This window comes from Citrobacter sp. XY323, from assembly GCF_025106035.1.
Lineage (GTDB): Bacteria > Pseudomonadota > Gammaproteobacteria > Enterobacterales > Enterobacteriaceae > Citrobacter > Citrobacter braakii.
This window is the reverse complement of the sequence record NZ_JANYUK010000001.1, coordinates 396,898-422,063: the sequence shown is the minus strand read 5'-3', so window position 1 is coordinate 422,063 and position 25,166 is coordinate 396,898. Positions and strand designations below refer to the sequence as shown.

The window sequence follows — 25,166 nt, the reverse complement described above, 5'->3', positions numbered from 1 at the left end:
ATCCCAGCGGGTGATGTTGTGGTTGAAGCCACTATAGCACGATGCTAGTATTTGGCAATCAAGACGTTCAGACGTCTATATAAAAATAACCTGCATTGACAGGACAGCCAAAAGGACAACACAACATGAGTAATACCGAGATTCGCGTCGTCACCGGCCCGGCCAACTATTTTTCCCATCCCGGCAGCCTCTCAAGACTGAACGACTTTTTCACCGCTGAGCAACTCTCACGCGCCGTCTGGGTTTACGGTGAACGCGCCATCGACGCGGCCCGCCCTTATCTGCCTGAGGCATTTCATCTTGCCGATGCCAGACACCTGCTGTTTACGGGACATTGCAGTGAAACCGATGTTACTCAACTGGCAAAAGAGTCAGGAGAGAATCGCAGCGTGGTGATTGGTGTGGGCGGCGGGACATTGCTCGACACGGCCAAAGCGCTGGCTCGTCGTCTGGGTCTGCCTTTTGTCGGTATTCCTACTATCGCAGCGACCTGCGCCGCATGGACACCGCTCTCCGTCTGGTACAACGATGCAGGCCAGGCGCTGCATTTCGAAATTTTCGCTGACGCCAATTTCCTCGTGCTGGTCGAGCCAGAGATCGTTCTCAATGCGCCTGAAGAATACTTACTGGCGGGGATCGGCGACACGCTGGCGAAATGGTACGAGGCCGTCGTGCTCGCGCCTGAGCCGAAAAACCTGCCTCTGACCGTACGTCTGGGTATCCATGCTGCGCAGACGATCCGCGACGTCCTGTTGGAAAGCAGCGAGCAGGCGCTGGTCGATAAGCAACAAGGCACGTTGAGCCGCACATTTTGCGATGTAGTGGATGCAATTATTGCCGGAGGCGGCATGGTCGGCGGTCTGGGTGAGCGCTACACCCGCGTGGCGGCAGCGCATTCGGTACATAATGGCCTGACCGTGCTCCCGCAGACCGAGAAGTTTTTGCATGGCACCAAAGTAGCGTACGGCATACTGGTGCAGAGCGCGCTGCTGGGACAAGATGATGTGCTGGCGCAGTTAATTACCGCCTATCAGCGCTTCAACCTGCCAACCCGGTTGGCTCAACTGGACGTGGACATCAACAACCGCGCCGAAATCGACAACGTGATTGCGCACACCCTGCGCCCGGTGGAGTCCATTCATGCGCTGCCGGTAACGTTAACGCCACAGACGCTGCGCGCAGCGTTCGAAAAAGTAGAATCGTTTACGGTGTGATTATGGTGTGGGATGCCTGATGGCGGCAACGCAGCGAAACCCCTGGAGCTTACAAAGGTAAGTGACCAGGGTGAACACGCCTGCAGCTTGAATGATGAAGTGCATTAACAGCAGCGCGCGCCGCCTTTCCCCCCGTAGCGCGCATCCTGGCGTTCGCGGAAAAATTCTTCGTAGGTCATTGGCGTCAGGTCCGGATGCGTGACGCGCATATGCTCAACATAGTTGTCGTAATCCGGCACACCTATCATTAATCGGGCGGTTTGACCTAAATACTTCCCGGCTTTAGAGAGCGTTTCAAACATAGTGGTTCCCTGTCGAACAAACGCCCTCCCCATTCAGGAGAGGGCTCGTTGGTTAAGAGAATATTAGTGCGCGCCTTTCGCCTGCGCCACGATCTCTTCGACATTCTCAGGCATCGGTTCGTATGGCGTTTCTTTCGACGTAGGTTTGTCCTCTTTCAGTGCTGCCAGTGCAGTTTTGATGGAGAACAGACCTAGCACCACAACGACTACCATGAAGAAGATAGTGAGACCCGCATCCAGGCGGTTGTTAAACACCAACTGCGTCAGCTGCGACTGAGTGTACTGCGCCGGAATATTACCGCTGTCGATCATCGCCTGGAACTTGTTAGCGATGGCGAGGAAGCCAATTTTCGCATCCGGGCTAAACGCTTTCTGCCAGCCGGCGGTCAGGGTACAAATCAGCAGCCAGGCCGTTGGCACCAGCGCCACCCACGCGTAGCGCTGACGTTTCATCTTGAACAGCACCACCGCGCAAAGCATCAACGCCATACCGGCCAGCATCTGGTTGGCGATACCAAACAGTGGCCACAGGGTATTAATACCACCCAATGGATCCACCACGCCCTGGTGCAAGAAGTAACCCCAGGCCAGCACACACAGCGCCGTTGCCAGCAGGTTCGCAGGCAGCGAATCGGTACGTTTCAGACCCGGTGACACCACGCCCAGCAGATCCTGCAGCATAAAGCGTGCGGCACGCGTACCGGCGTCTACCGCCGTCAGAATAAACAGGGCTTCAAACAGAATGGCGAAGTGATACCAGAACGCCACATCCATCATGCCGCCCAGCGCACCATGCAGAATATACGCCATGCCCACCGCCAGCGTCGGCGCACCGCCTGCGCGGGAAATAATGGATTGTTCGCCGACATCGTTCGCAATCTGATGCAGCGTATCAGGCGTGATAACAAAGCCCCAACTGCTCACAACCTGTGCCGCTGACGCAACCACATCGGTGGTTCCGGCAGGTGCCAGTACAGCCATCGGGCTGTTCATCGCAAAGTAGACGCCCGGGTCGATAACGCAGGCCGCCACCAGCGCCATAATGGCGACAAAGGATTCCATCAGCATCCCGCCGTAGCCAATAAAACAGGCCTGACCTTCATTCGCCAGCATCTTCGGCGTGGTGCCGGAGGCAATCAGCGCGTGGAAACCAGAGACCGCACCGCAGGCGATGGTAATAAACAGGAACGGGAACAGGTTACCGCTCCAGACCGGGCCTGTACCGTCAACAAACTTGGTCAGCGCAGGCATGGTCAGCGTCGGACGCATGATCAGAATCCCTACCGCCAGACCAACAATGGTACCGATTTTCAGGAAGGTAGAGAGATAATCACGCGGCGCCAGCAGCAACCACACCGGCAGTACGGCGGCGACAAAGCCGTATCCCACCAGCATCCAGGTCAACTGTACGCCGGTAAAGTCAAAGTACGGTGCCCAGGTCGGACTTTCAGCCACCCAGCCGCCGGAAATAATAGCAAACACCAGGAATACCAGACCGATGACCGACACTTCACCAATGCGGCCCGGGCGCAGATAACGCAGGTAAATCCCCATGAAGATCGCCAGCGGGATAGTAAAGGCGACGGTGTAGGTTCCCCACGGGCTGTGGGTCAGCGCTTTCACGACGATCATCGCCAGTACCGCGAGGATAATCACCATGATCATAAAACAGGCCACCAGCGCAATGACGCCCGCCGTTGGGCCCATCTCTTCTTTCACCAGTTCGCCAAGGGAACGACCATCGCGACGGGTAGAAACAAACAGCACCATAAAGTCCTGCACCGCCCCCGCCAGTACCACCCCGGCAAGCAGCCAGATCATACCCGGCAGATAGCCCATTTGCGCCGCCAGCACCGGTCCAACTAATGGACCCGCTCCAGCAATCGCCGCGAAATGGTGGCCAAACAGCACTTTTTTATCGGTAGGAACATAGTCCAGACCATCGTTATGACGCACAGCTGGCGTCATACGCGTCGGGTCCAGCGCCAGTACATTTTTCGCGATGTACAGGCCGTAGAAACGGTAAGCGATAAGGTAGACACAGACCGACGCCACGACTATCCACAACGCGTTGATCTGTTCGCCACGATTTAATGCGATATAGCCGAGGGCAAATGCTCCCATAACGGAGAGCACTGTCCAGACGAGGTACTTCCCTGATTTATTCATACTTGGTTTTCCGTTGTCCTGGTCAGAGAGATGTTACATTTTGTTTCTATAACATCTTTTCTGAATTTAACAACCTGACAACCATGTAAACCCGAAGTATCACTGAGTATTTACATTGCATTGTTAACTGGATCACTTCATTTAGCCGTTAACCCTGCAATTTCATTTTACTTTGTCGGGCGACTTCACCCCATCACCGCAGTGCCTAAACGACAGGTGCAACAGCGTCGTCCCTGCTCATCAAAGATGACGATTTCCCAGCTTTGACTCTGACGCCCGAGGTGCAGCGGCTGGCAAACGCCGCGCACTTTCCCCTGCGCAACCGCCCGATGGTGCGTGGCGTTCAGTTCCGTACCCACCACACACTGTCCGTCGCGAGTCATCAGATAACCCCCCATCGAACCCAATGTTTCCGCCAGGGCCGCCGACGCGCCGCCGTGCAGCAGACCAAACGGCTGATGCGTCCGGCTATCCACCGGCATTTCGGCTTCCAGCACATCATCCCCCAGTCGGGTATAGACCATGCCTAAATGCGCCACCATCGTGTTCTGACTGGTGGCATTCAGTTCATCCAGCGTTAAATGACGTTTCCAGATCATCGTCATGCCCCCAGCGTGGAGCCGCCGTCCACCACGATATCCTGAAGCGTAATGTGGCTCGCCAGATCGGAAGCGAGGAATAAAATCGTGTTAGCGATTTCCTGTGGACGAGCGATTTTCCCCAGCGGAATGCCGAGCTTAAACTGCTCGCCAAACCCACGAATGCGCTGTTGCTCCGCATCATCGCTGACCCACAACGTACGCTGCATGTCGGTGTCGGTCGAGCCTGGCGAAACCACATTGCAACGCACACCGCTGCCTGCCAGTTCAAGTCCGACGGTCAGTGCCAGGTTTTTCAGCGCGGCTTTTGACGCACCGTATGCGCTCATACCGATACGCGGCGTGTGCGCTGCATCCGACGCGACGGTCACGATTGCCCCGCCCTGCTGGCGACGAAACTGCGCCATCGTCTGCTGAAACAGATTGAACGCCCCACCAACGTTAACCGCAAACGTCTGCTGCCACTCCTCAATGCTCAGCGCATCGGTGGCCCCCATACGCAAAATACCCGCCGCATTGACCAACACATCCAACCGCTCGCGCGTTTGCAGGACGCGCTGACACACCTCAGCCACCTGTTCAGCATTCGCCACATCCAGCACTTCGGTGGCAAACGGGTAGTTATCCTGAGAAAATTCACGATCGAATCCTGTCACCTCAGCACCCGCTTTCACAAACGCCAGCGCCGTGGTGTAGCCAATCCCTTTTCCCGCGCCGGTTACCCAGACGGTTTTCCCTGCGAAGTCAAATCCAGACATTACTTCACCTCGCGAGAGAGCAGCGTCCACCAGGCGTCAATAGTCGGGTTTTTCGCCAGCATCACGAAGTCAATATCGCCATGAACCTTACGCCAGCGCGCCGCCAGCGCCATCATGCGCACGGAATCCAGTCCGTAGTCGATCAGGTTTTCGTCATCCATCGGCTCTTCGGACTCATCGAGCAGCGGCAGAATAACGCTGCGTAACGCATCTTTGCTGGCCGGTACCGGCGTCGGTAATAATTCCTGAGTCATCACCACACGCCCGGAGCGTCCCGCCACGTATTTCAGCGACATCAGATGTTCGTCACGGCTAAAGTCTGCCAACGCATCGGCAACCATAAACGGCTTGATGTCGCGCATAAAGGCGTCCGTTGCGGTGGTCATACAGCCAATATGCGCATACACGCCGGTAATGATCAGTTGATTACGTCCGGTTTCCTTAAGCATCTGTTCCAGCGGGGAGCGATGAAATGCGCTGTAACGCCATTTCACCAGAATGGTATCCGCTTCATCCGGCGCCAGCGCCTCTACGATTTTTTGCTGTTCCGGCGAACGCGTCAGTCCCGGTCCCCACATATCATTGAGCAGTGCGCGGTCTTCATCACTTTGTTCTTTCGGCTGAGCGGTGTAATACACCGGAATGTTATGCTCTTTGCAGTACTGACGCAGTGCGGCGATGTTAGCGACGACCTGCTCCATCATCGGGCAGTTATCGCCCCAAAAACCGATAAAATAGTCCTGCATGTCGTGGATCAGCAGTGCGGCGCGTTCGGGGTCAAACGCCCAGTCCACTTTGTTCACCGGAACATCAAGCGCCGTGGGTAGCGCATAAGCCTGCAGTTTAGGAATTGCCATCTCTTATTCTCCTTCAGGCCAGTGAACGTGATGCCAGCCACTGACGTAATTGTTTTTTATCTACTTTCCCAACCGGAGTCAGCGGTAACGACTCAACGCACTCCACGCGGTCAGGTAATTTAAATTCCGCTACGCCCTGTTCGCGTAGAAAACGACGCACCTGCACCGCTCGCAGCGGCTCTTTTACCACCAACCAGGCACAGCTTTTCTCGCCCATCAGTTCGTCATCCATACTGACCAGCGCGGCATGGATCACCATCGGGTGGCGCAGCAGCAGGTTTTCAATCTCTTCTGCAGCGATCTTCTCCCCACCGCGGTTGATCTGATCTTTCTCGCGTCCCTGGACGGTGATGTAGCCATCTCGATCGATGGCGATCAGATCGCCGGAGCAGTAAAAACCGTTGGCGTCAAAGGCGCTGGCATTGTGCTCAGGACTGTTGAAGTAGCCGCGGAAGGTGTATGGGCCACGCGTCATCAGGCGCCCGGTTTCTCCCTCGGCTAAAGGGTTGCCGTCAGCGTCTGCTACCCAGACTTCATCATCGGGACACATCGGGCGGCCCTGGGTATTGATGATGCGTTCAGGACTGTCGTCCAGACGGGTGTAGTTCACCAGCCCTTCCGCCATGCCGAAGACCTGCTGCAGCTGGCAGCCGATCTCCGCCGGAATACGCGCCGCAAGCGAGGCGGAAAGCCGAGCCCCACCGACCTGTAGCAGCGTCAGCGAAGCCAATTGCGCATTGCTCCCCCACTCCGCAATTGCTTGCAGCCACAGGCTCACCGCTGGCGGCACCAGCGCCGTGACGTTAACCTGATGCTGTTCAATCAGAGGGAAGCACAGGGTGGCGCTCGGGTCAGCCGCCAGCACGACGGTGCCGCCAGCCAGGAATACCCCCAACGCGCCAGGCGAACTCATCGCGTAGTTATGCGCCGCCGGGATCGCGCATAAATAACGCGTTTCCCCGGTGAAGCGGCAAATCTCATTGCTGCGACGCACGCTGTAGTAGTAATCGTTATGGGTACGAGGAATCAGCTTTGGCGTCCCGGTAGTCCCGCCAGAAAGCTGGAAATAGGCCACCTCATCAGCAGGCGATGGCGTGGCGGAAAAATCAGTCGCAGGCTGGCTTATCGCCGTTTGCAGATTGTGTTCGCCTTCATCATTGCGCAGTTGCACCACGCGCACTGAATTGTGTTCAGCCACAAAAGCGTTAAGAAAATCGTCCCCGCTAAACAGCGCATGCTGACGATCGGCAATCAGCAGCGCCGGTTCAATCTGTTTGGCATAGGCGTTAAGTTCGTTACGCTGATGGCTGAATAATGCCAGCACCGGAGCTACGCCCAGCTTGAGCAGCGCAAAGAAAGTGATATACAACTCAGCCACGTTGCCCAGTTGCACCAACGCGGTTTCGCCGGGTTTGATCCCCTGACGGCGCAGACTGCAGGCGAGATTGTCAGTGGCCTGATTCAGTTGACGATAGCTCAGATGGCGTTCGCCATCGATCACCGCCGTATGGTCGCTGTCGGCGTGACGGGTCAGAATGTCGGTCAGCGGCAAATCCTGCCAGTAACCTTTTTCACGATAGCGGCGGGCAAACTCCTCCGGCCAACGGGTGAAAGGAATACTCATTATCGCTCCTTAGAGGCCTGGTCAATAAGGCTCTTAATGCAGTCCAAAAACATTCAACATCGTGGAGAGTTTGGCTCCCGTTTCACGCCATTCCGCAACCGGGGACGAAGCCGGAACAATCCCGGCACCGGCAAAGAAACGTACCTGATTACGCAGCAGCTTCGCACAACGGATCGTCACCACCCATTCGCCGTTGCCTTGGGCATCACACCAGCCGACAATGCCACCGAACAGTTCGCGATCGAACGGCTCCAGCTCGGCGATAAGTTTGCGCGCAACCTGATGCGGGAAGCCGCTCAGCGCAGGCGTCGGATGCAGCAGGCACGCGAGCGTCAGGGCGTTTTCTTGCGTGTTGGCTTTACCCTCAAACGGCGTGCCGAGGTGCCAGAGCGTAGGCGTGGTGACCAGTTGCGGAGAAGAAGGGAGTTGCAGTTCACGGCTGCGATCGCGCAGGACATTTTTCATGGCTTGCGTCACCAGTTCGTGCTCATGGCGATCCTTTTCGGACGCCAGCAGGCGGATGCCCGCCTCACGGTCCAGCACATCGTCCGGTTGACGTCGTGCCGAGCCTGCCAGCGGTAATGAGCTGAAACGATCGCCTTCTTTGCGTAACAGCAGTTCCGGACTGGCGCCAATCAATACGCCACCGTCTTCAAGGGGAACGTGAAAGTTGTAGCTCGCCGGATTTTGCGCCACCAGGCGCTCCAGCAGCGCCCCGCTGTCAATATTGGCATCAGCGGTGATATCGATCAGGCGTGACAACACCACTTTGTCGACTTCCGGGGTTGCCGTCAGCGCAGCCGCGCGAGTGACCATATCTTCAAAGAAGTTCTGTTCCGGGATCGATTTACGTTCAACAACGTTCAGCGACTGATGCGCGTTAAAGTAACGAGATGATTGCTGCTTCGCCGTTCGGGAGAAAGTCTGCCATGACTGGGGAATAAACAGCGATGACGGCTGGCGGGTGTCAAAAGGAATCGCTCCGACCATGATGGGGTTAGCGATACCCTGCGCTTTGGCATCAGCAAACAGCGCATGCATTTTTTGTTGGAAAGGGCTGTCTGGCGAATCGCCATCAATTGCCGGTTCCGCATAGCGGGCGAAGCATCCTGACGTCGTAAAACTACGGTACGGCGACATAAAGAAAAAACTGTCGGGAGCGAGCGTCGGCATAGTCTGCGTTTTTTCCTCGGCCAGTGACGTTTCCATATCATCCTCCAAAAATGATAAAAGCTCTAATAATGATTATCATTTATATTTTCGGTCGCTAACCTAAAAGCAAAGCGGCGGTATGTCAACTCTTGTGGCAGCACAATGTGCGACTTTGGCTTGCATCCTTGTCCACTAACAATGAAAATGAGAAGCATTACTTATACTGATAACAGGATGCTGATTCGTGAGTCTCCCCTCTTTTTGCCGCACCGTGCTCTTACTGGCAGGTTTGTCTATTTCAGGAATTTCTTCAGGTTATGCCGCCGACTGGCCGCGTCAGGTTACCGACAGTCGTGGTACGCATACGCTGGAACATAAGCCGCAGCGAATTGTCTCCACCAGCGTCACCCTCACCGGCTCGCTGCTGGCAATTGATGCCCCGGTCATCGCCAGCGGCGCTACTACGCCGAACAATCGTATCGGCGATGCACAGGGCTTTTTACGCCAGTGGAGCGAAGTGGCAAAGGCGCGCAAACTGAGCCGCCTGTATATCGGCGAACCGAGCGCTGAGGCCGTGGCAGCGCAAATGCCGGATCTGATTCTGATCAGCGCCACCGGGGGAGATTCAGCCCTCGCGCTATACGATCAGTTGTCCACCATTGCGCCAACGCTCATCATTAATTACGACGACAAAAGCTGGCAGGCGCTGCTGACGCAGTTAGGTGAAATTACCGGTCAGGAGCAACAGGCGGCTGCGCGTATTGCCGAGTTTGATAAGCAACTGCAGGCGGTCAAGCAGCGTATTACCCTGCCGCCGCAACCGGTCAGCGCGCTGGTGTACACCGCTGCAGCGCACAGCGCCAACCTGTGGACGCCTGAGTCGGCGCAGGGCAAGCTGATGGAGCAGTTAGGTTTCACCCTGGCACCGCTGCCTGCCGGATTGCACACCAGCCAGAGTCAGGGCAAACGCCACGATATCATCCAGCTTGGCGGTGAGAACCTGGCGGCTGGTCTGAACGGCGAAGCGCTGTTCCTGTTCGCTGGCGACAACAAAGATGCCGACGCCATTTATGCTAATCCGCTGCTGGCGCATCTGCCTGCCGTGCAGAATAAACGTGTTTACGCCCTGGGTACGGAAACCTTCCGTCTCGACTACTACAGCGCGACCCTGCTGCTGCAACGTCTGTCAGCTCTCTTTTAATCGCCAGCGCCGGATACGGCTAACGCCTTATCCGGCCTACAAACCGTAGAAGACAACGCTATCCGGCATTCACGGGCATTTGTCGGAATCGGCGCACTTCTCCCAGCAACAGCAGCAGTAGCAGACCGACAATCACCAGCCCAAACCCACTTACGCTTGCCGAAGCAACCGGTGTCATCATCGCCCCCAACCCCCCTAACAGCGCCGCGCCGATCGCATCTCCTGTTACGTTCTGCGCAGTCCACAAACCGTTAATTCGCCCGAGCATCGCTTCTGGCGTCTGCGTCTGTAACAGGGTGTACTGCAACAAAGAGCTGACCGCACTCAGCCAGCCGAACAGCGCCAGGCAGACAACGCCAAGCTCCCAGACCGGCATCAACCCAAACAGACCGATAGCCAGGAACGAAGCCACGGTCGATACCAGCATGATCAGTCCCGGACGCACGCTGTGCGCCAGTTGCCCGCTGGTCAACGCGCCCACCGCCGCGCCAAGAGGAATGGCCGCATACAGCAGACCTATTTGCGCGCTCGACATTTGCCAGTTAATCGCCAACGCGGGATACAACACGCGCACGGCGCTCGCCATAGTCAACAGACCGCCAAGCAGCGCAATGCCGCCAATCAGCGGGCTGGCAAGCAGAAAGCGAAATGCTGCCAGCAGCGATTTTAGCGGATGCTCGCGCGGCTGCGGCGGAGGCGGCAGCGCGGGAAGGCTCAGCAACGGCAGCAAGGTAATGAAAGTGCCCGCCGCCGCCAGACCGTAGTTCCACGCCACGCCACCGGTCGCGAGCAATACCCCGCCAAGCATCGGCGAAATAACCGAACCCAGACGTACCGTCAACATGGTAATCGCCCCGGCCTGCATCAAATTCTCCCGGCCAACCAGCGCCGGTGTTGCCGCCAGCAACGCGGTCACGCCCAGTGAGGCAAAGAAACCGTCCCATAAGCCAAGCAAATAAATCGCCAGTAAAGACGGTTCGGGCAGCAGCGCATTCAGACACAGACCAATAAAACCGATTCCGCAGGTTCCACGAGCCAACAGGATCACTTTTTTACGCTCATAGCGGTCGGCCAGCACCCCGCCCACCATCAGACCAATAAACATTGCGCTGCCGGTCAACGTCACTGACAAACCGACCTGCCAGGTCGACTGGGTCATCATCTGGATTTGTACCGGAACCGCCACGCCGAGCAGCCCCAGAGAGACAATGGAAATAAAACGGGCGAGGAAGACGGCGCGAAATGCAGGGTGGGTCTTTAACAGGCTGAGATTGAGCAGCCAGGATTGTCGATTCATTACAGAGCCTTACCAGGTACTTTTTCAATATCCATTCGATGGCTGCACATGCTAACATATCCAAATAAGATCGATAACGATAATTACTATCATTATCAGGGAAGTTGATATGTCATGCTCTGTTTCCGCGACACGTGCCTTCGCCGTGCCCGGACTATTGTTATTACTTGTTCTCACCACGGTATTAAGTCTGGTTATTGGCGCCAAGTCGCTACCTGCCTCCGTGGTGCTGGATGCACTTACCGGCAGTTGTCAAAGCGCTGATTGCACCATCGTGCTGGACGCGCGACTGCCGCGCACGCTGGCGGGGCTGCTCGCCGGTGGGGCGCTGGGTCTGGCTGGTGCATTAATGCAAACGCTCACGCGTAACCCTCTCGCCGATCCCGGCATTCTGGGCGTTAACTCCGGTGCCAGCTTCGCTATTGTGCTGGGAGCCGCGCTGTTCGGTTTTTCCTCTGCGCAAGAGCAACTGCTGATGGCCTTTTCCGGGGCGCTGGCCGCGTCGCTTATAGTGGCATTTACCGGCAGCCAGGGCGGCGGGCAGTTAAGCCCGGTACGTCTGACGCTGGCGGGCGTTGCGCTGGGCGCGGTGCTGGAAGGATTATCCACCGGAATCGCCCTGCTCAACCCGGATGTCTACGATCAGTTGCGTTTCTGGCAGGCCGGTTCATTGGATATCCGCAGCCTGCAAACGCTGAAGGTCGTCCTGGTGCCGATACTGATTGCCGCGGCTGTCGCGTTGTTCCTTAGCCGTGCTCTGAATAGCCTGAGCCTCGGGAGCGACACCGCCACCGCGCTTGGCAGCAAAGTCGCTCGCACGCAGTTTATTGGCCTGCTGGTGATTACCGTACTGTGCGGCAGTGCGACCGCGATTGTCGGCCCTATCGCCTTTATCGGCCTGATGATGCCGCATATGGCACGCTGGCTGGTGGGGGCAGATCACCGTTGGTCGCTGCCCGTTACCCTGCTGGCAACCCCCTCTCTGTTGTTAATTGCCGATATCATCGGTCGCCTGATTGTCCCCGGCGAACTGCGCGTTTCAGTGGTCAGCGCATTTATCGGCGCGCCGGTGCTTATCTTTCTGGTACGCCGGAAACCGCGCGGGGGTGGCGCATGATGCACCTCTCCCGCCGCCTGATAGTCAGCAGCCTGCTGCTGGTTGTAGGTTGTCTCGCCGTTGGCTTGTGGAGCCTGCGTAGCGGCGTCGTGACGCTGGAAACCCAGCAAATTATTGCCGCTCTGCTTGGCGATGCGCCGCGCAGTATTACGCTGGTGGTGACCGAATGGCGTTTGCCACGCGTGCTGATGGCGCTATTGATAGGCGCGGCGCTCGGCGTGAGCGGTGCAATATTCCAGTCGCTGATGCGCAACCCGCTGGGCAGCCCGGATGTGATGGGTTTCAATACCGGTGCCTGGAGCGGTGTGCTGGTGGCAATGGTGCTGTTCGGACAGCATCTCACCGCTATCGCGCTTGCGGCCATGGTTGGCGGGGTCCTGACGTCTCTGGTGGTCTGGGCGCTCGCCTGGCGCAATGGTATCGACACCTTTCGGCTGATTATTATTGGGATCGGCATACGCGCCATGCTGGTTGCGTTCAACACCTGGCTACTGCTGAAGGCATCATTAGAAACCGCGCTGACCGCCGGACTGTGGAACGCCGGATCGCTCAATGGCCTGACCTGGGCCAAAACCTGGCCTTCTGCCCCACTGATTATCCTTATGCTGGTGTGCGCCACGCTGCTGGTGCGCCGGATGCGTTTACTGGAAATGGGTGATGACAGCGCCTGTGCGCTTGGCGTCAGCGTAGAGCGCTCACGTCTGATGATGATGCTGGTTGCGGTTGTACTGACCGCTGCCGCCACCGCGCTGGCTGGCCCTATCTCGTTTATTGCCCTTGTCGCCCCACATATCGCGCGGCGGATTAGCGGCACATCGCGCTGGGGATTAACCCTGTCGGCGCTGTGTGGCGCGTTGCTGCTGTTGATGGCGGATTTATGCGCCCAACAGCTGTTTATGCCTTATCAGCTTCCGGTGGGCGTTGTCACCGTAAGCCTCGGCGGTATTTATCTTATCGTCTTGTTAATTCAGGAGTCCCGCAAAAAATGATCGAATCAGTAGCCCGTTTGCGTGGCGACCAGTTAACGCTGGGTTATGGCAAATTTACCGTAGCGGAAAACCTCAATGTGTCGATTCCAGACGGTCACTTCACCGCGATTATCGGGCCAAACGGCTGCGGAAAATCAACGCTACTGCGCACGCTTAGTCGTCTGATGACGCCCGCGCACGGTAAGGTCTGGCTCGACGGCGAGCATATCCAGCACTATGCCAGCAAAGAGGTTGCTCGCAGAATAGGTTTGTTGGCGCAGAACGCCACCACGCCGGGTGATATTACGGTACAGGAGCTGGTTGCCCGTGGGCGCTACCCGCACCAGCCATTGTTTACCCGCTGGCGAAATGAGGATGAAATCGCGGTCTCAAACGCAATGCAGGCGACGGGAATCACTCATCTTGCGTCACAAAGTGTGGATACCCTTTCCGGTGGACAACGCCAGCGCGCATGGATTGCGATGGTGCTGGCGCAGGAAACGTCGATTATGCTGCTCGACGAACCTACCACCTGGCTGGATATCAGCCATCAGATCGATCTGCTGGAGCTGCTGAGTGAGCTAAACCGGGAGAAAGGGTATACGCTGGCCGCCGTTCTGCACGATCTTAATCAGGCGTGTCGCTATGCAACGCATCTGATTGCGCTGCGTGACGGAAAAATTGTTGCCGAGGGTGCGCCGAAGGAGATCATCACAGCGCAGCTTATTGAAAAAATCTATGGTCTGCGCTGTATGATTATCGACGATCCGGTTGCCGGAACGCCGTTAGTGGTGCCGCTTGGGCGCGATAAATAGCAAGATTTACCGTCTGGCGGACTGCTCGCCGCCAGACGAAAAGTCATCACACCAGTTGTTGGTCAATAAACGTCATTTTTTGCTTACGCGCCACCATGGCGTAATTCAGCAGAACACCACCGCACGCCACCATGCCACCCAGCAAAGCAGCCAAAATAACGATCATCGATTTTGCCGGACCATCTTTATGCACTGGTAGCGAAGGTGAAAGTTGATATTTAAATGGCGTAAATTTTACATCATTCACATTCATAGCTAACAGCTGTTCAACGTGATATTGGCGGTTACGTAATTCACCGTTAATTTCAGCAACATCCGTTACCGACTTTTCTATTTCTAATTTACGTGCAATGCCATCAGCGCCCAGTGAAATAGAGAAATCAGGGTCATCTTTCACCGCCTGGCCATTACTGTAGACCGGTTTTTTAATCCCAGCGGCATTCGCAATTTCCAGTGAATAATTCAGTCGCTGGATTTTGGCGTCCAGTTGATTCTTAAGCCTGACGCGATCCATCTCCAGTCTTTCTTTCTCAAAGCTGGTTTTGATGGACAGTTTATTACGAATATCTTCCAGCGTTTCTTTCACCACAGCATCAGAAATATACTGGATATAGCCCTTCAGCACAGACTGGGCTTCTTCAGCCTGGGGCGCGGTAAAGCTTAGCGTCCATGCGGTATACAGCGAAGTCTCATTCTTTTTTCCCACATTGCTGTCAACGGCGTTCATTTTTTCACTGAGCCTGACAATTGCCCGATGCAGGTCCATTTCATCGATATCCGCGCCTTTCAGTTGTCCCATCACGTAAGGAGAAGAACGCAGATACTCTTCCAACAATGAGGGCGACTGAAATTTTTTGATAAACAGGTTAAATACATCACCACGGCTAACGTTAATATCCATATCCAGCACGCGCAATTTGGTCAACGTATTTTCGAGGTTCTGCCACTGGACGGGCTCGGCCGGCGTCACGATGGCCTGACTGGTCCATTTTTGCGGTAGTAGAAAAGAGAACAGAATACCCACACAGGCAAAGGCGAAAACGGTCGCCATAATTTTCGTCCTGGCGCGCCATAAGATTTCGATTAGATTAACTAAATCGATTTCGTTAGCATTTACCGCTGGCTGAGGATACGCAGTAAAATCCGAAACGTTATCTTGCTTAATATTTAATGATGACATGTGTGTGACCTGAGATCCGTACCCAAAGAAGAACATTTCCGAAAGAGAAGTCTACCAGTTAGTAAGAATTATCCGAAACACTCTTTGTGCACGAAGCCCTACCAAAAATTATATTCGGAATTTATTCACCCTTTTAATCGCCCTCATCACACCAAAAAAGATCAACCCCATAACATAATTATTACATCATGGGGTTATTTGATTGTCGCGATAGTAAGATTCGCTTTGTTACACCGATTTATTGATCAGGGTGTTTATTATTGGCCCTATCGCCTCAAACAAGCTGGGAGAGATAATATCAACATGCGCGCAGTCCTGCCGATATACATCCAGACTGGATATCCACGGTGACCAACTGCGTTCAGGACTGACCCCCGGCACTAAGGTGCGCTCAGCGACGAACAGCGTGGCGTGACCAGCAAATGGCACGCTGTGTGCCGTGGTGAGCAGGCGAACCGCATCGGCGTAGTTGCCTTCGATAGCATTAAATAAGGCCTCTGACGCATTCCCCTGCTGCGCTGCCAGAAACGCTTCACGTTCACGCTCGATCTCGGCCAGTACCGCGGGATCCAACCCATTAGCCTCCTTTTCCTGCCAGTTTTGCGTTTCCGGCGGCCAGGTATCCAGCAGCCCCAGGAATGCAACTGTCTCTCCTCTGGCATGTAAGCGTGCGGCGATTCCCTGCGCCAACGTCCCCCCCAGCGAGTAGCCTAATAAATAATAGGGACCATGAGGCTGCTGGCTGAGCAGCGTTGCCAGGTGATGTTCGCATACCGCATCAAGGTTTTCCGCCGTCTGCATAGGGCCATCCGGTCGCGGCGACTGAATGCCAATAATCGACCACTGCGGACTGAGGTAACGCGACAGCACGCTAAACTGCCAGGCGAAACCCGACGCCGGATGGAAGCAAAACAGCGTTGGGCCATGACTTTCACGCAGCGGCAGCAGCGTCTCGAATCCCAGACGCTGCGACTGTTCATCATCATTGCTCTCCAGCAGTGCACTCAGTTGTTCAACAGTAGAAGCCACCATTATCTGCCCAGGCGTTACCTGACGCTCAAAAATCCGGCTCAACTGCGCTGCCAGCTTCATCGCCAGCAGCGAATGTCCGCCAAGCGCAAAGAAGTCAGCCTCTACGTCATTAACCTCGCAATCCAGCAAAGCCGCAAAAGACTGCGCGATGGCGGTTTCAGTCCCTGCTCGCGGCGCACGTCCTGACGTACGCGACGTCAACTGCGGCATCGGCAGCGCTTTACGATCCAGTTTACCGTTTGCACTCAGCGGCAGCTCCGCCAGTTGCAACAATACCGTCGGCACCATATGCGCAGGCAGTTTTTCACGCAGAGTTTCCCGCAATGCAGACGTATCCAGCGGTAACCCCGATTGCGACACCAGATACCCCACCAACTGTCGCGCATCGCCGCCTGTCGCCGCCGCCTGGTTGAATACGCAGGCGTGGGCTACGGCATGTTCGACATCTGGCAGTTGCTGCATCACCCGATCAATCTCACCGAGCTCAATGCGCTGTCCGCGAATTTTAAGCTGGTCATCGCTGCGCCCGAGGTATTCCACTGCGCCATTCTCCAGCCAGCGCGCCACATCCCCGGTACGGTACATGCGTTCACCAGGGTTAAATGGATCGGCGATAAAGCGGCTCGCGGTTAGATCCGCTCGCCCCAGGTATCCTTGCGCCAGTTGGATCCCCGTCAGATAGAGATCACCTGCCACGCCAAAGGGCACCGGGCGCATCATGGCGTCCAGGATCCGTAAACCGGTATTCCATACCGGATAGCCAATCGGCACGCTATTGCCCGTTACGGCAGCGAGATCGTCCCCCCAGGCCGGATACCAGCTCACATCGACTGCCGCTTCCGTTGGCCCGTATAAATTGTGCAGTGGCGCATGAGTCAACAGTTCCCATTCGCGGCATAAATCTGCAGGTAAGGCTTCGCCGCTGCAGAATACCCGTTTCAGCGAGGCACAACTCTCCCGCGCGGTTTCCGGCGTCAGTGAAGCAACAAAAGCGGCCAGCATAGAGGGAACAAAGTGAGTGGTCGTCACCCCTGACTGCGCAAAGAACTGCTGCATCGCCAGCGGATCGCGGTGCACTTCAGGTTCTGCCATGACCAGTTTTGCCCCGGCAATAAACGGCCAGAAAAACTCCCATACCGAGACGTCAAAACTGCACGGCGTTTTTTGCGCCACCACATCATCCGCGGTCAGTGGATAGTGATTTTGCATCCACAGCAAACGGTTAACGATGGCGGTTTGCCCAACCATTACCCCTTTTGGTCTGCCGGTAGAACCGGAAGTAAAAATAATATAGGCCGTATGATTAGGTTGAGATAACGCCAGCGGTGCAGCATCCTCTTCTGGCAGCGGCGCGTTGTAGCACAGACTTTCCAGCTCCGGAATATCGCTAAAGCGCGCCAGTTGCTCTTCGGTCGCGATCAACAATTTTGGCTTCGCGTCTTCGAGCATCATCCGCAGGCGATCGTCCGGGTATCCGGTATCCAATGGCAGCCAGGCAGCTCCTGCCTCAACAATACCGTGCAGCGCCAGCGTGAGGAACACGGAACGCGGTAATGCCACGGCAACGCTGTCACCAGGCTGTACGCCACGTTCGCGCAGGCGGCGCGCCAGCGCCACGACCTGTTGGCGCATTTCACGATAGCTAAACTGATAGCGGGCATCAGCCAGCGCCGGGGCATCCGGCGTTTTATCGGCCTGCTGTGCCACCAGCGCGCTCAGCGTGGTGGACGGGATCGCCACGGTCGTGTCGTTAATCTTCACCAGCCGCTCATGTTCTGTCGGCAACAGCATCCCGGCATCGCCGCAGCATAGCGACGGATTGTCGGCAAACTGCGCGATAAGCGCGGTTAAACGTGATGCATGTTGCGCCAGCGTCGCGGCATCGTAGCGCTGTTTATTGGCCAGGATTTCAATACTCAGCCCGCCGTTTTCATCCGGGAACAGCGCCAGCTCCAGATCGTTCACCGGACCTGTCGCCAACGTATGGGTTTGCGCCTGAACGCCAGGAATATTCAGTTGATAGTCGAATATTTTCACGTTCAGTACCGGGCCAAACAGCGGTTCGGCACCGGCTGCGCGCCCGCTGTCGCGAACAATTTGCTCAGCATCATATCGCTGATGTCGGCGCATTTTCTTCAACTGTGCGGCCAGTCGTTGGGCAAGTGCAGGCAAGCTTTCTGCCGCACTCAACTGCACGCCAAATGGCAGGACGTTTAAAACCGGTCCGGTGGACGTGAGCGCCGCCGACCCCATACGCCGCATAAAGATAAACCCGGCGGCATATTCCATTCGGCTGCATAAACGTCCGAGCCACAGCGCCACCAGCGCAAGGGCCAGATCCGCACGCTGAACATCTGGCATACGTGCCGCAAGCCGGCGAAACTCCCCTTCAGGCGCGGTTAACTTCAGACGAATAATATCCGCGCTGGCCGACCGACCTGGCAGGGGTTTGTTAGACAGCGAAGCCGGAGGTGGGAGTTGCTTTCGCTGCTCGGTCCAGAAGGTGCCGTCGCGTTGCCAGGCATCGCTTTGCCGATACTGTTGATACTCTTCCACCACCTCAGAAAATGGCGTAAAAGGTGATTCCGGCGTGGGCTCGCCATGCAGCCATGCGCGGTAAATCGCGGCTATCTGGCGGGTAATGGCCGGGAAACTGAAGCCATCAACCAGCAGATGATGGTAACGCTGATACCAATACCAACGCTTTTCTCCCACCTGAATGAGCAGGTGAAAAACCAGCGGCTTAGTGCCATCAGCACGGATGTCCTGCTGCAGGTCTGCCTGCATCAAGGCGCGCGCTGCCGCATGCGGATCGGATTTTTCGCGCAGATCGATAATTTCTGGTGGCGCAAAGGCAAGCGCAGAGTCTACCCATTGCCAGACCTCGCCGTTATCTTCGCTAAACCGCATCCTTAGAGTATCGGCCTGCTGCAGACCCGCCACTACCGCTTTCGCCAGCAACGGTGCGTCCAGATCGCCGGTTAATTCTACGTAGTGCGCCACGCTCCACGCTGAGGGCAATGTGGAGAGTTTTTCTGCCATCCAGATCCCCGGCTGAGCCGCAACTAACGGTAAACGTTGAGTCATGGAGCCTCCTGCACATCGACGTAGTTCGCTGGCGCCAACGTGGTCCAGTTTGCATCCAGCCATTGCTGGCAGGCTTCCTGTGATTGGGGTTCACACGCGACCGTCCAGCCAGCAGGAAGTGAGCATTGCTGCGGCCAAAGGCTAAACTGACGTTGGGGATTTTGCAGAATGTAAAACTGGCCCTGCGGATTATCGAAGGGGTTACTGAATTCCATACTCAACTCCTGTCGTGGAACATCGTCCGGTTAAATCGTGTCGGTAAGCGGTTGCCAGAGCGTGATCAGCCCTTGCATCAGTCCGCCGCGCCAGCAAAGCGCATCGTGTCCACCATCAACCTGACGCCAGAAAATAGACTGTGGTGCAGAGGGTAACTGGGCATAAAGCGCCTGATTTGCGCGATAAATAATGGGCTCGCGGATCCCAGCTTCCAGGACAATACGCAGCCCCTGGGCGCTTATCTTTCCACTCTTCAGTTGCTCAACGATCGCCCCATCCTGATGACCACCGCGATGCGGCCACCAATAAGAGCCCGACTGGCTGAGCACGCAGCCAAAGCGCGCGGGCCAGTTAAGCCCGGCATATAGCGATGACAGCCCGCCAAAACTTTGCCCGGCGACGACGGTACGCTGCGGGTCGTCACTGAACGCGGTCGTAGTCTTCACCAGCGGCAATAACTCCTGCTGTACCGCCCACCAAAAATCCGCATTACACGGCAATTCGCGGCTGCGGTGAGCCGTGTCGATGGTATCAATCAGGAGATAAACGGCGGGCGGGAGGTGTCCGCGATGGGTGAGTGAAGTCAGCGCAGGCCAGACCGGCATACTTTGTGCCCAAAACTGTCCGTCCAGAAGGATAGCCAGGGGACGCGCTTCCGGCTGGGCTTCACCAGTGGTAAACACCCACACGCGGCGTGTATTGCCGAGTCTGGCGCTACGCCATTGCAGGCAAACTGCGGGCGAGTCGGGGTTTTCAGGTCGATCCCATCCCGGTTGTACGGGTGCATCAGGCATTTCCAGCGCAGACACCGCATGGCCACGACCGCCCTGCCAGCTCTGCGGATTGAGGGGATCGGCAATAGCCTGCGGCAACAATTGCCGCCAGCCTTCACGCAGCACGGTTCGGTCAGGCGCTTCGCCCGGCGTCTGCGCAGCAAAAATATCATTTCGTTCTGTTGGGATAAAACAGTAACTGCCGCGCCAGTTGGCGCTAAGGGAAACACTCCAGCACCAAACATTTGTTCCGTCAATGCGTTGCATCGACTGCGGGGTGGCATTTTGATGGTGGTCGGTGACGCCGGTGATATAGACCCATACGCGATGAATGGCTGACTCTTTTTCCGTTCCCTGCGGGTCGCGCCACCAGAAGGTTACCCGATAATTTCCGTTGTCTTCACGCTCCCACTCCGGGCCTTTTTTTGACTGCCACCACGCCTCGCTTCCCATCTTTAACGTCGTCACCGCCATAACCCCATGTTTATTGTCAAATTTTATGATCTAGCGTGAAATATATTGATAATATTATTGATAACTATTTGCATTTGCAATAGCGTATTGTCGCGCTGTGGGAAGCGCGCACAGTTTTTCACCACTTATAAACCGGCCTGGCGCTGCGTACTTTTTCTGGAATGGAGGGTTTACGCGGATGCGGGCGACATCAGACCAAATGCCGCACCACGGCACATTGGTACTCGTGGCTAAAAGAACAGCAGGACATACAATGAACAACAAGATTCATTCACTGGCCTTATTGGTCAATTTAGGGATTTACGGGGTAGCCCTGCCAGCGATGGCAGAAGATCAAACCGATAGCGCCGCTGTCTCTCATGAAGACACCATCGTGGTTACCGCCGCCCAGCAGAACCTGCAGGCACCGGGCGTTTCAACCATTACCGCTGATGAAATTCGTAAGAATCCTCCCGCTCGCGATGTGTCGGAAATCATCCGTACCATGCCAGGCGTCAACCTGACCGGTAACTCAACCAGCGGTCAACGCGGCAACAACCGCCAGATCGATATTCGCGGCATGGGGCCGGAAAACACCCTGATTCTGATCGACGGCAAACCGGTAACCAGCCGTAACTCTGTGCGTCAGGGCTGGCGCGGCGAGCGTGATACCCGCGGCGATACCGCATGGGTTGCTCCGGAAATGATCGAACGTATTGAAGTGCTGCGCGGTCCTGCCGCGGCACGCTATGGCAACGGTGCGGCTGGCGGCGTGGTGAATATCATCACCAAGAAAGGCGGCGATGAGTGGCATGGCTCCTGGAATACCTATTTCAACGCCCCGGAACACAAAGAAGAAGGCTCGACCAAACGCACCAACTTTAGCCTGAATGGCCCGCTGGGCGGGGATTTCAGCTTCCGCCTGAACGGTAACCTCGACAAAACCCAGGCCGACGCGTGGGACATTAACGATGGTCACCAGTCTGCACGTACGGGCGACTACGCAGATACCATGCCAGCGGGTCGTGAAGGGGTAAAAAACAAAGATATCAACGGCCAACTGCGGTGGGATTTTGCGCCAATGCAATCGCTGGAGTTTGAAGCCGGCTACAGCCGCCAGGGCAATCTATACGCTGGCGACACCCAGAACACCAACAACGATAACAAAACCAACGGACTGGTAAAAAAATACTACGGTAAAGAAACCAACCGTATGTACCGTCAGAACTATGCGCTGACGTGGAACGGCGGCTGGGACAACGGCATTACCACCAGCAACTGGGCGCAATACGAACATACCCGCAACTCCCGTTTGGGTGAAGGTCTGGCAGGAGGTCTTGAAGGGCTATTTAACAGTAATCATTTTACCGACACTGACCTGGCGGATGTCACCCTGCACAGCGAAATTAGCATTCCATTCGACCTGTTGGTTAACCAAAATCTGACGCTCGGTACCGAATGGAACCAGCAGCGCATGAAGGACATGAGTTCCAATACTCAGACCTTTATGGGCGGTAATATTCCTGGGTCCAGCAGCACCAACCGCAGCCCGTACTCAGACGCAGAGATTTTCTCTCTGTTTGCTGAAAACAACATGGAACTGACCGACAGCACCATGCTGACGCCGGGTTTGCGTTTCGATCATCACAGCATTGTGGGCGATAACTGGAGTCCGTCCCTGAACCTGTCCCAAGGTCTGGGCGATGATTTCACCCTGAAGATGGGGATTGCGCGCGCCTATAAAGCGCCAAGCCTGTATCAGCTCAACCCGAACTACATTCTGTACAGTAAAGGTCAGGGTTGCTACGCCACTGGCTCAGCGACCGGTATTGGTTGCTACATGATGGGCAACGATGATCTGAAGGCCGAAACCAGTATCAACAAAGAGATTGGTCTGGAGTTCAAACGTGATGGCTGGCTGGCCGGGGTAACCTGGTTCCGCAACGATTACCGTAACAAGATTGAAGCAGGAACCGTACCGTTAAGCAGAACATCGATTACCCAGAAAAACCCGACCACAGGTAAAACAACAACAACCTACACCGATATCTATCAGTGGGAAAACGTGCCTAAAGCGGTGGTGGAAGGTCTGGAAGGGACGTTGAACGTGCCGGTTAGCGAGACCGTAACCTGGACCAACAACATTACCTACATGCTGCAAAGTAAGAATAAAGAGACCGGCGAACGCCTGTCGATTATTCCTGAATACACGCTGAACTCGACCCTGAGCTGGCAGGCACGCGAAGATCTGTCATTGCAATCCACCTTCACCTGGTACGGCAAACAGCAGCCGAAAAAATACGATTACCAGGGGAAACCGGTGACCGGCAGTTCAGCCCAGGAAGTGAGTCCGTACAGCATTGTCGGCCTGAGTGCGACCTGGGATGTGACGAAAAACGTCAGCCTGACCGGCGGCGTGGATAACGTCTTCGACAAACGTCTGTGGCGTGAAGGTAATGCCCAAACCACCAGCGACAACAAAACTGGCTATTACATGGCGGGCGCTGGCGCGTACACCTATAACGAACCGGGCCGGACGTGGTTCATGAGCGTTAACACACACTTCTGATAACGTTTTTCCCTCTCCTCGCTGCGGGGAGAGGGAAGCCGTAAGAAATCATGCACACAACGCACATCCCGCTCCCTTTCGCAGATCATACGCTGCACATTGTCGAATTTGATCCCGACACTTTCCATGAGCACGACCTGCTCTGGCTCCCCCACCACACTCAGCTCCACTCCAGTGGGCGTAAGCGTAAAGCTGAGCACTTAGCGGGGCGTATTGCCGCAGTCCACGCACTGCGTGAATTTGGCCACAAAACCGTGCCCGGCATCGGTGTGCAACGCCAACCATTGTGGCCGCAGGATCTGTTTGGCAGCATCAGCCATAGCGCAACAACGGCGCTGGCGGTCGTATCAACGCATCCCATTGGGCTGGATATAGAAGCTATTTTTACACCACAAACCGCAGTTGAGCTGGCTGATAGCATTATTGATAACCACGAACATCAGATTTTGCAGCATACCTGCCTGCCCTTTCCGCTCGCCTTAACCCTGGTATTCAGCGCAAAGGAGAGCCTGTATAAGGCGTTTTCCAATCAGGCATCGGGGCTACCAGGTTTCACCAGCGCAAAAATCACCGCACTCACGACTCAGCAATTAACATTACAAATCATGCCGTCATTTTCGGCAAACCTCGGCAATCAAGAAGTTAACGTTCATTGGTTTCAGCGTGATAAAAATATCGTGACGCTATTTCCATCCTCACCATCAGGATCGTGATCCTTTTCTCTTTTTAAGAAATTAGCTGCGCAAATCGTAGACAGTTCGATTATCTCGACTTATCGTTAACTTGAATAATAAATCATATTTGAATAAATATTCAAAGTGGAGAAAGAGATGAACAAGACCTTGATTAAATCCGTATTACTGGCCTCGATCCTTACCACATCGGGTTCGCTGTATGCTGCCGACAACGGACTGATTGCGATTATTACCCCTTCTCACGATAACCCGTTTTTTAAAGCCGAAGCCGACGGTGCAGTCGCCAAAGCAAAAGAGCTTGGATACGCCACGCTGGTTGCCTCTCATGATGATGACGTCAATAAACAAAACCAACTGATTGAGACTGCTATTGCTCGTAAAGCGAAAGCGATCATTCTCGATAATGCGGGTGCAGATGCCACCGTAGGGCCGCTGGAAAAAGCCAAAGCAGCGGGTGTAGCTGCTTTTCTGATCGATCGCGAAATCAATAAAACCGGCATCGCGGTGGCGCAAATCGTGTCGAATAACTATCAAGGCGCACAGCTCGGCGCAGAGAAGTTCGCCAGGTTACTGGACGGAAAAGGGAAGTACGTTGAACTGCTGGGACGTCAATCCGACACCAACGCCCATGTACGCTCGCAGGGGTATCACGATGTACTCGATGACTATCCGGACATGAAAATGGTAGCCCAGCAGACGGCAAACTGGAGCCAAACCGAAGCCTTTACCCGAATGGAAGCCATTCTACAAACCAACCCAGATATCGTAGGTGTGATCTCAGGTAACGACACTATGGCGCTGGGTGCAGAAGCCGCATTAAAAGCGGCGGGGAAAAATAATGTCATCGTGGTCGGTTTTGATGGCAGCGACTACACCCGCGATTCAATCATTAATAAAAGCAATATTAAAGCGACAGTACTGCAGCCCGGCTGGCAGCAGGCACAAATGGCTGTTGAGCAGGCGGATTACTATCTGAAAAACGGCAAAGCCCAGAAAGAAGAAAAACAGCTCATGGATTGCGTGCTGATTGACGAAACCAATGCCAGCAAGCTGAACAAGTTCAACCTGAGCCACTAAGCGGAGGCACT

Annotated in this window: 20 protein-coding genes; 8 read left to right on the top strand and 12 right to left on the bottom strand. The window is 55.5% G+C overall.

What is annotated here, in order from left to right; genetic code table 11:
* Positions 1-125: 125 nt before the first annotated feature.
* A complete protein-coding gene (locus N0B36_RS01920) occupies positions 126-1,214 on the top strand; it encodes an oxidoreductase (protein WP_259685814.1) in 1,089 nt (362 codons plus the stop codon).
* 104 nt (positions 1,215-1,318) lie between these two features.
* Here the strand turns inward: N0B36_RS01920 and N0B36_RS01915 are convergent, their stop codons facing one another.
* The 7 genes from N0B36_RS01915 to entC all read right to left on the bottom strand — a co-directional run bounded on the left by N0B36_RS01915 (position 1,319) and on the right by entC (position 8,732).
* Positions 1,319-1,516 (bottom strand): YbdD/YjiX family protein, encoded by a 198-nt coding sequence (locus N0B36_RS01915; RefSeq protein WP_019076244.1) that lies wholly within the window; start codon positions 1,514-1,516, stop codon positions 1,319-1,321.
* 63 nt (positions 1,517-1,579) lie between these two features.
* Positions 1,580-3,685 carry a pyruvate/proton symporter CstA gene (cstA, locus tag N0B36_RS01910; protein WP_016152202.1) on the bottom strand — a complete coding sequence of 702 codons (2,106 nt, stop codon included), beginning with the start codon at positions 3,683-3,685 and terminating at the stop codon, positions 1,580-1,582.
* 185 nt (positions 3,686-3,870) lie between these two features.
* Entirely contained in the window at positions 3,871-4,284 is a 414-nt protein-coding gene (gene entH / locus N0B36_RS01905) for a proofreading thioesterase EntH (protein ID WP_259685813.1), read from the bottom strand.
* A 2-nt stretch (positions 4,285-4,286) separates the two neighbouring features.
* Positions 4,287-5,042 (bottom strand): 2,3-dihydro-2,3-dihydroxybenzoate dehydrogenase EntA, encoded by a 756-nt coding sequence (entA, locus tag N0B36_RS01900; RefSeq protein WP_103765998.1) that lies wholly within the window; start codon positions 5,040-5,042, stop codon positions 4,287-4,289.
* The gene (locus N0B36_RS01895) at positions 5,042-5,899 is read right to left on the bottom strand and encodes an isochorismatase (RefSeq protein WP_019076241.1); all 858 of its coding nucleotides are present in this window, start codon (positions 5,897-5,899) and stop codon (positions 5,042-5,044) included. The genes entA and N0B36_RS01895 overlap by 1 nt, the downstream gene beginning before the upstream one ends.
* Positions 5,900-5,912: 13 nt before the next feature.
* Entirely contained in the window at positions 5,913-7,523 is a 1,611-nt protein-coding gene (gene entE / locus N0B36_RS01890) for a (2,3-dihydroxybenzoyl)adenylate synthase EntE (RefSeq protein WP_047358073.1), read from the bottom strand.
* A gap of 33 nt (positions 7,524-7,556) precedes the next feature.
* The gene (gene entC, locus N0B36_RS01885; protein ID WP_259685812.1) at positions 7,557-8,732 is read right to left on the bottom strand and encodes an isochorismate synthase EntC; all 1,176 of its coding nucleotides are present in this window, start codon (positions 8,730-8,732) and stop codon (positions 7,557-7,559) included.
* A 187-nt stretch (positions 8,733-8,919) separates the two neighbouring features.
* On the opposite strand from entC, the gene fepB reads away from it, so the two are divergent.
* The gene (gene fepB, locus N0B36_RS01880; protein ID WP_016155944.1) at positions 8,920-9,876 is read left to right on the top strand and encodes a Fe2+-enterobactin ABC transporter substrate-binding protein; all 957 of its coding nucleotides are present in this window, start codon (positions 8,920-8,922) and stop codon (positions 9,874-9,876) included.
* A 58-nt stretch (positions 9,877-9,934) separates the two neighbouring features.
* Here fepB and entS read toward each other — a convergent pair whose 3' ends face one another.
* On the bottom strand, positions 9,935-11,173 hold the full coding sequence (gene entS / locus N0B36_RS01875) for an enterobactin transporter EntS (protein WP_016152195.1): 1,239 nt from the start codon (positions 11,171-11,173) through the stop codon (positions 9,935-9,937).
* Between the two features lie 109 nt (positions 11,174-11,282).
* On the opposite strand from entS, the gene fepD reads away from it, so the two are divergent.
* The 3 genes from fepD to fepC are packed head-to-tail and all read left to right on the top strand — an operon-like array spanning position 11,283 to position 14,073.
* Complete coding sequence (gene fepD, locus N0B36_RS01870; protein ID WP_200079473.1) at positions 11,283-12,290, top strand: Fe(3+)-siderophore ABC transporter permease; 1,008 nt, start codon at positions 11,283-11,285, stop codon at positions 12,288-12,290.
* Positions 12,287-13,279, top strand: coding sequence for an iron-enterobactin ABC transporter permease (gene fepG / locus N0B36_RS01865; RefSeq protein WP_016152193.1), 993 nt, complete (start codon positions 12,287-12,289; stop codon positions 13,277-13,279). The genes fepD and fepG overlap by 4 nt, the downstream gene beginning before the upstream one ends.
* Complete coding sequence (gene fepC / locus N0B36_RS01860; RefSeq protein WP_200107535.1) at positions 13,276-14,073, top strand: iron-enterobactin ABC transporter ATP-binding protein; 798 nt, start codon at positions 13,276-13,278, stop codon at positions 14,071-14,073. The genes fepG and fepC overlap by 4 nt, the downstream gene beginning before the upstream one ends.
* A gap of 46 nt (positions 14,074-14,119) precedes the next feature.
* Here the strand turns inward: fepC and wzz(fepE) are convergent, their stop codons facing one another.
* The 4 genes from wzz(fepE) to fes form a co-directional block, all read right to left on the bottom strand.
* Positions 14,120-15,253, bottom strand: a complete 1,134-nt coding sequence (gene wzz(fepE), locus N0B36_RS01855; protein ID WP_235116624.1) for an LPS O-antigen length regulator Wzz(fepE) — start codon at positions 15,251-15,253, stop codon at positions 14,120-14,122.
* 228 nt (positions 15,254-15,481) lie between these two features.
* A complete protein-coding gene (gene entF / locus N0B36_RS01850) occupies positions 15,482-19,372 on the bottom strand; it encodes an enterobactin non-ribosomal peptide synthetase EntF (RefSeq protein ID WP_259685811.1) in 3,891 nt (1,296 codons plus the stop codon).
* A complete protein-coding gene (locus N0B36_RS01845; RefSeq protein ID WP_095715175.1) occupies positions 19,369-19,587 on the bottom strand; it encodes an MbtH family protein in 219 nt (72 codons plus the stop codon). Before N0B36_RS01845 ends, entF begins: the two co-directional genes overlap by 4 nt.
* Positions 19,588-19,617: 30 nt before the next feature.
* The gene (gene fes / locus N0B36_RS01840) at positions 19,618-20,835 is read right to left on the bottom strand and encodes an enterochelin esterase (protein ID WP_216403557.1); all 1,218 of its coding nucleotides are present in this window, start codon (positions 20,833-20,835) and stop codon (positions 19,618-19,620) included.
* 253 nt (positions 20,836-21,088) lie between these two features.
* Here fes and N0B36_RS01835 point away from each other — a divergent pair, with 253 nt between their 5' ends.
* The 3 genes from N0B36_RS01835 to N0B36_RS01825 all read left to right on the top strand — a co-directional run bounded on the left by N0B36_RS01835 (position 21,089) and on the right by N0B36_RS01825 (position 25,155).
* Positions 21,089-23,383: a TonB-dependent siderophore receptor gene (locus tag N0B36_RS01835; protein WP_094760663.1), complete on the top strand. Its 2,295-nt coding sequence runs from the start codon at positions 21,089-21,091 to the stop codon at positions 23,381-23,383.
* A 50-nt stretch (positions 23,384-23,433) separates the two neighbouring features.
* Positions 23,434-24,096: an enterobactin synthase subunit EntD gene (gene entD, locus N0B36_RS01830; protein WP_259685810.1), complete on the top strand. Its 663-nt coding sequence runs from the start codon at positions 23,434-23,436 to the stop codon at positions 24,094-24,096.
* 117 nt (positions 24,097-24,213) lie between these two features.
* Positions 24,214-25,155 carry a D-ribose ABC transporter substrate-binding protein gene (locus N0B36_RS01825; protein WP_016152186.1) on the top strand — a complete coding sequence of 314 codons (942 nt, stop codon included), beginning with the start codon at positions 24,214-24,216 and terminating at the stop codon, positions 25,153-25,155.
* The last annotated feature ends 11 nt before the right edge of the window (positions 25,156-25,166 follow it).

Excerpts from the sequence above, each read along its gene's own strand:
- N0B36_RS01920 (WP_259685814.1), top strand. The coding sequence starts at position 126 with ATGAGTAATACCGAGATTCGCGTCGTCACCGGCCCGGCCAACTATTTT.
- N0B36_RS01915 (WP_019076244.1), bottom strand. The coding sequence starts at position 1,516 with ATGTTTGAAACGCTCTCTAAAGCCGGGAAGTATTTAGGTCAAACCGCC.
- cstA (WP_016152202.1), bottom strand. The coding sequence starts at position 3,685 with ATGAATAAATCAGGGAAGTACCTCGTCTGGACAGTGCTCTCCGTTATG.
- entH (WP_259685813.1), bottom strand. The coding sequence starts at position 4,284 with ATGATCTGGAAACGTCATTTAACGCTGGATGAACTGAATGCCACCAGT.
- entA (WP_103765998.1), bottom strand. The coding sequence starts at position 5,042 with ATGTCTGGATTTGACTTCGCAGGGAAAACCGTCTGGGTAACCGGCGCG.
- N0B36_RS01895 (WP_019076241.1), bottom strand. The coding sequence starts at position 5,899 with ATGGCAATTCCTAAACTGCAGGCTTATGCGCTACCCACGGCGCTTGAT.
- entE (WP_047358073.1), bottom strand. The coding sequence starts at position 7,523 with ATGAGTATTCCTTTCACCCGTTGGCCGGAGGAGTTTGCCCGCCGCTAT.
- entC (WP_259685812.1), bottom strand. The coding sequence starts at position 8,732 with ATGGAAACGTCACTGGCCGAGGAAAAAACGCAGACTATGCCGACGCTC.
- entS (WP_016152195.1), bottom strand. The coding sequence starts at position 11,173 with ATGAATCGACAATCCTGGCTGCTCAATCTCAGCCTGTTAAAGACCCAC.
- fepD (WP_200079473.1), top strand. The coding sequence starts at position 11,283 with ATGTCATGCTCTGTTTCCGCGACACGTGCCTTCGCCGTGCCCGGACTA.
- fepG (WP_016152193.1), top strand. The coding sequence starts at position 12,287 with ATGATGCACCTCTCCCGCCGCCTGATAGTCAGCAGCCTGCTGCTGGTT.
- fepC (WP_200107535.1), top strand. The coding sequence starts at position 13,276 with ATGATCGAATCAGTAGCCCGTTTGCGTGGCGACCAGTTAACGCTGGGT.
- entF (WP_259685811.1), bottom strand. The coding sequence starts at position 19,372 with ATGACTCAACGTTTACCGTTAGTTGCGGCTCAGCCGGGGATCTGGATG.
- N0B36_RS01845 (WP_095715175.1), bottom strand. The coding sequence starts at position 19,587 with ATGGAATTCAGTAACCCCTTCGATAATCCGCAGGGCCAGTTTTACATT.
- fes (WP_216403557.1), bottom strand. The coding sequence starts at position 20,835 with ATGGCGGTGACGACGTTAAAGATGGGAAGCGAGGCGTGGTGGCAGTCA.
- N0B36_RS01835 (WP_094760663.1), top strand. The coding sequence starts at position 21,089 with ATGAACAACAAGATTCATTCACTGGCCTTATTGGTCAATTTAGGGATT.
- entD (WP_259685810.1), top strand. The coding sequence starts at position 23,434 with ATGCACACAACGCACATCCCGCTCCCTTTCGCAGATCATACGCTGCAC.
- N0B36_RS01825 (WP_016152186.1), top strand. The coding sequence starts at position 24,214 with ATGAACAAGACCTTGATTAAATCCGTATTACTGGCCTCGATCCTTACC.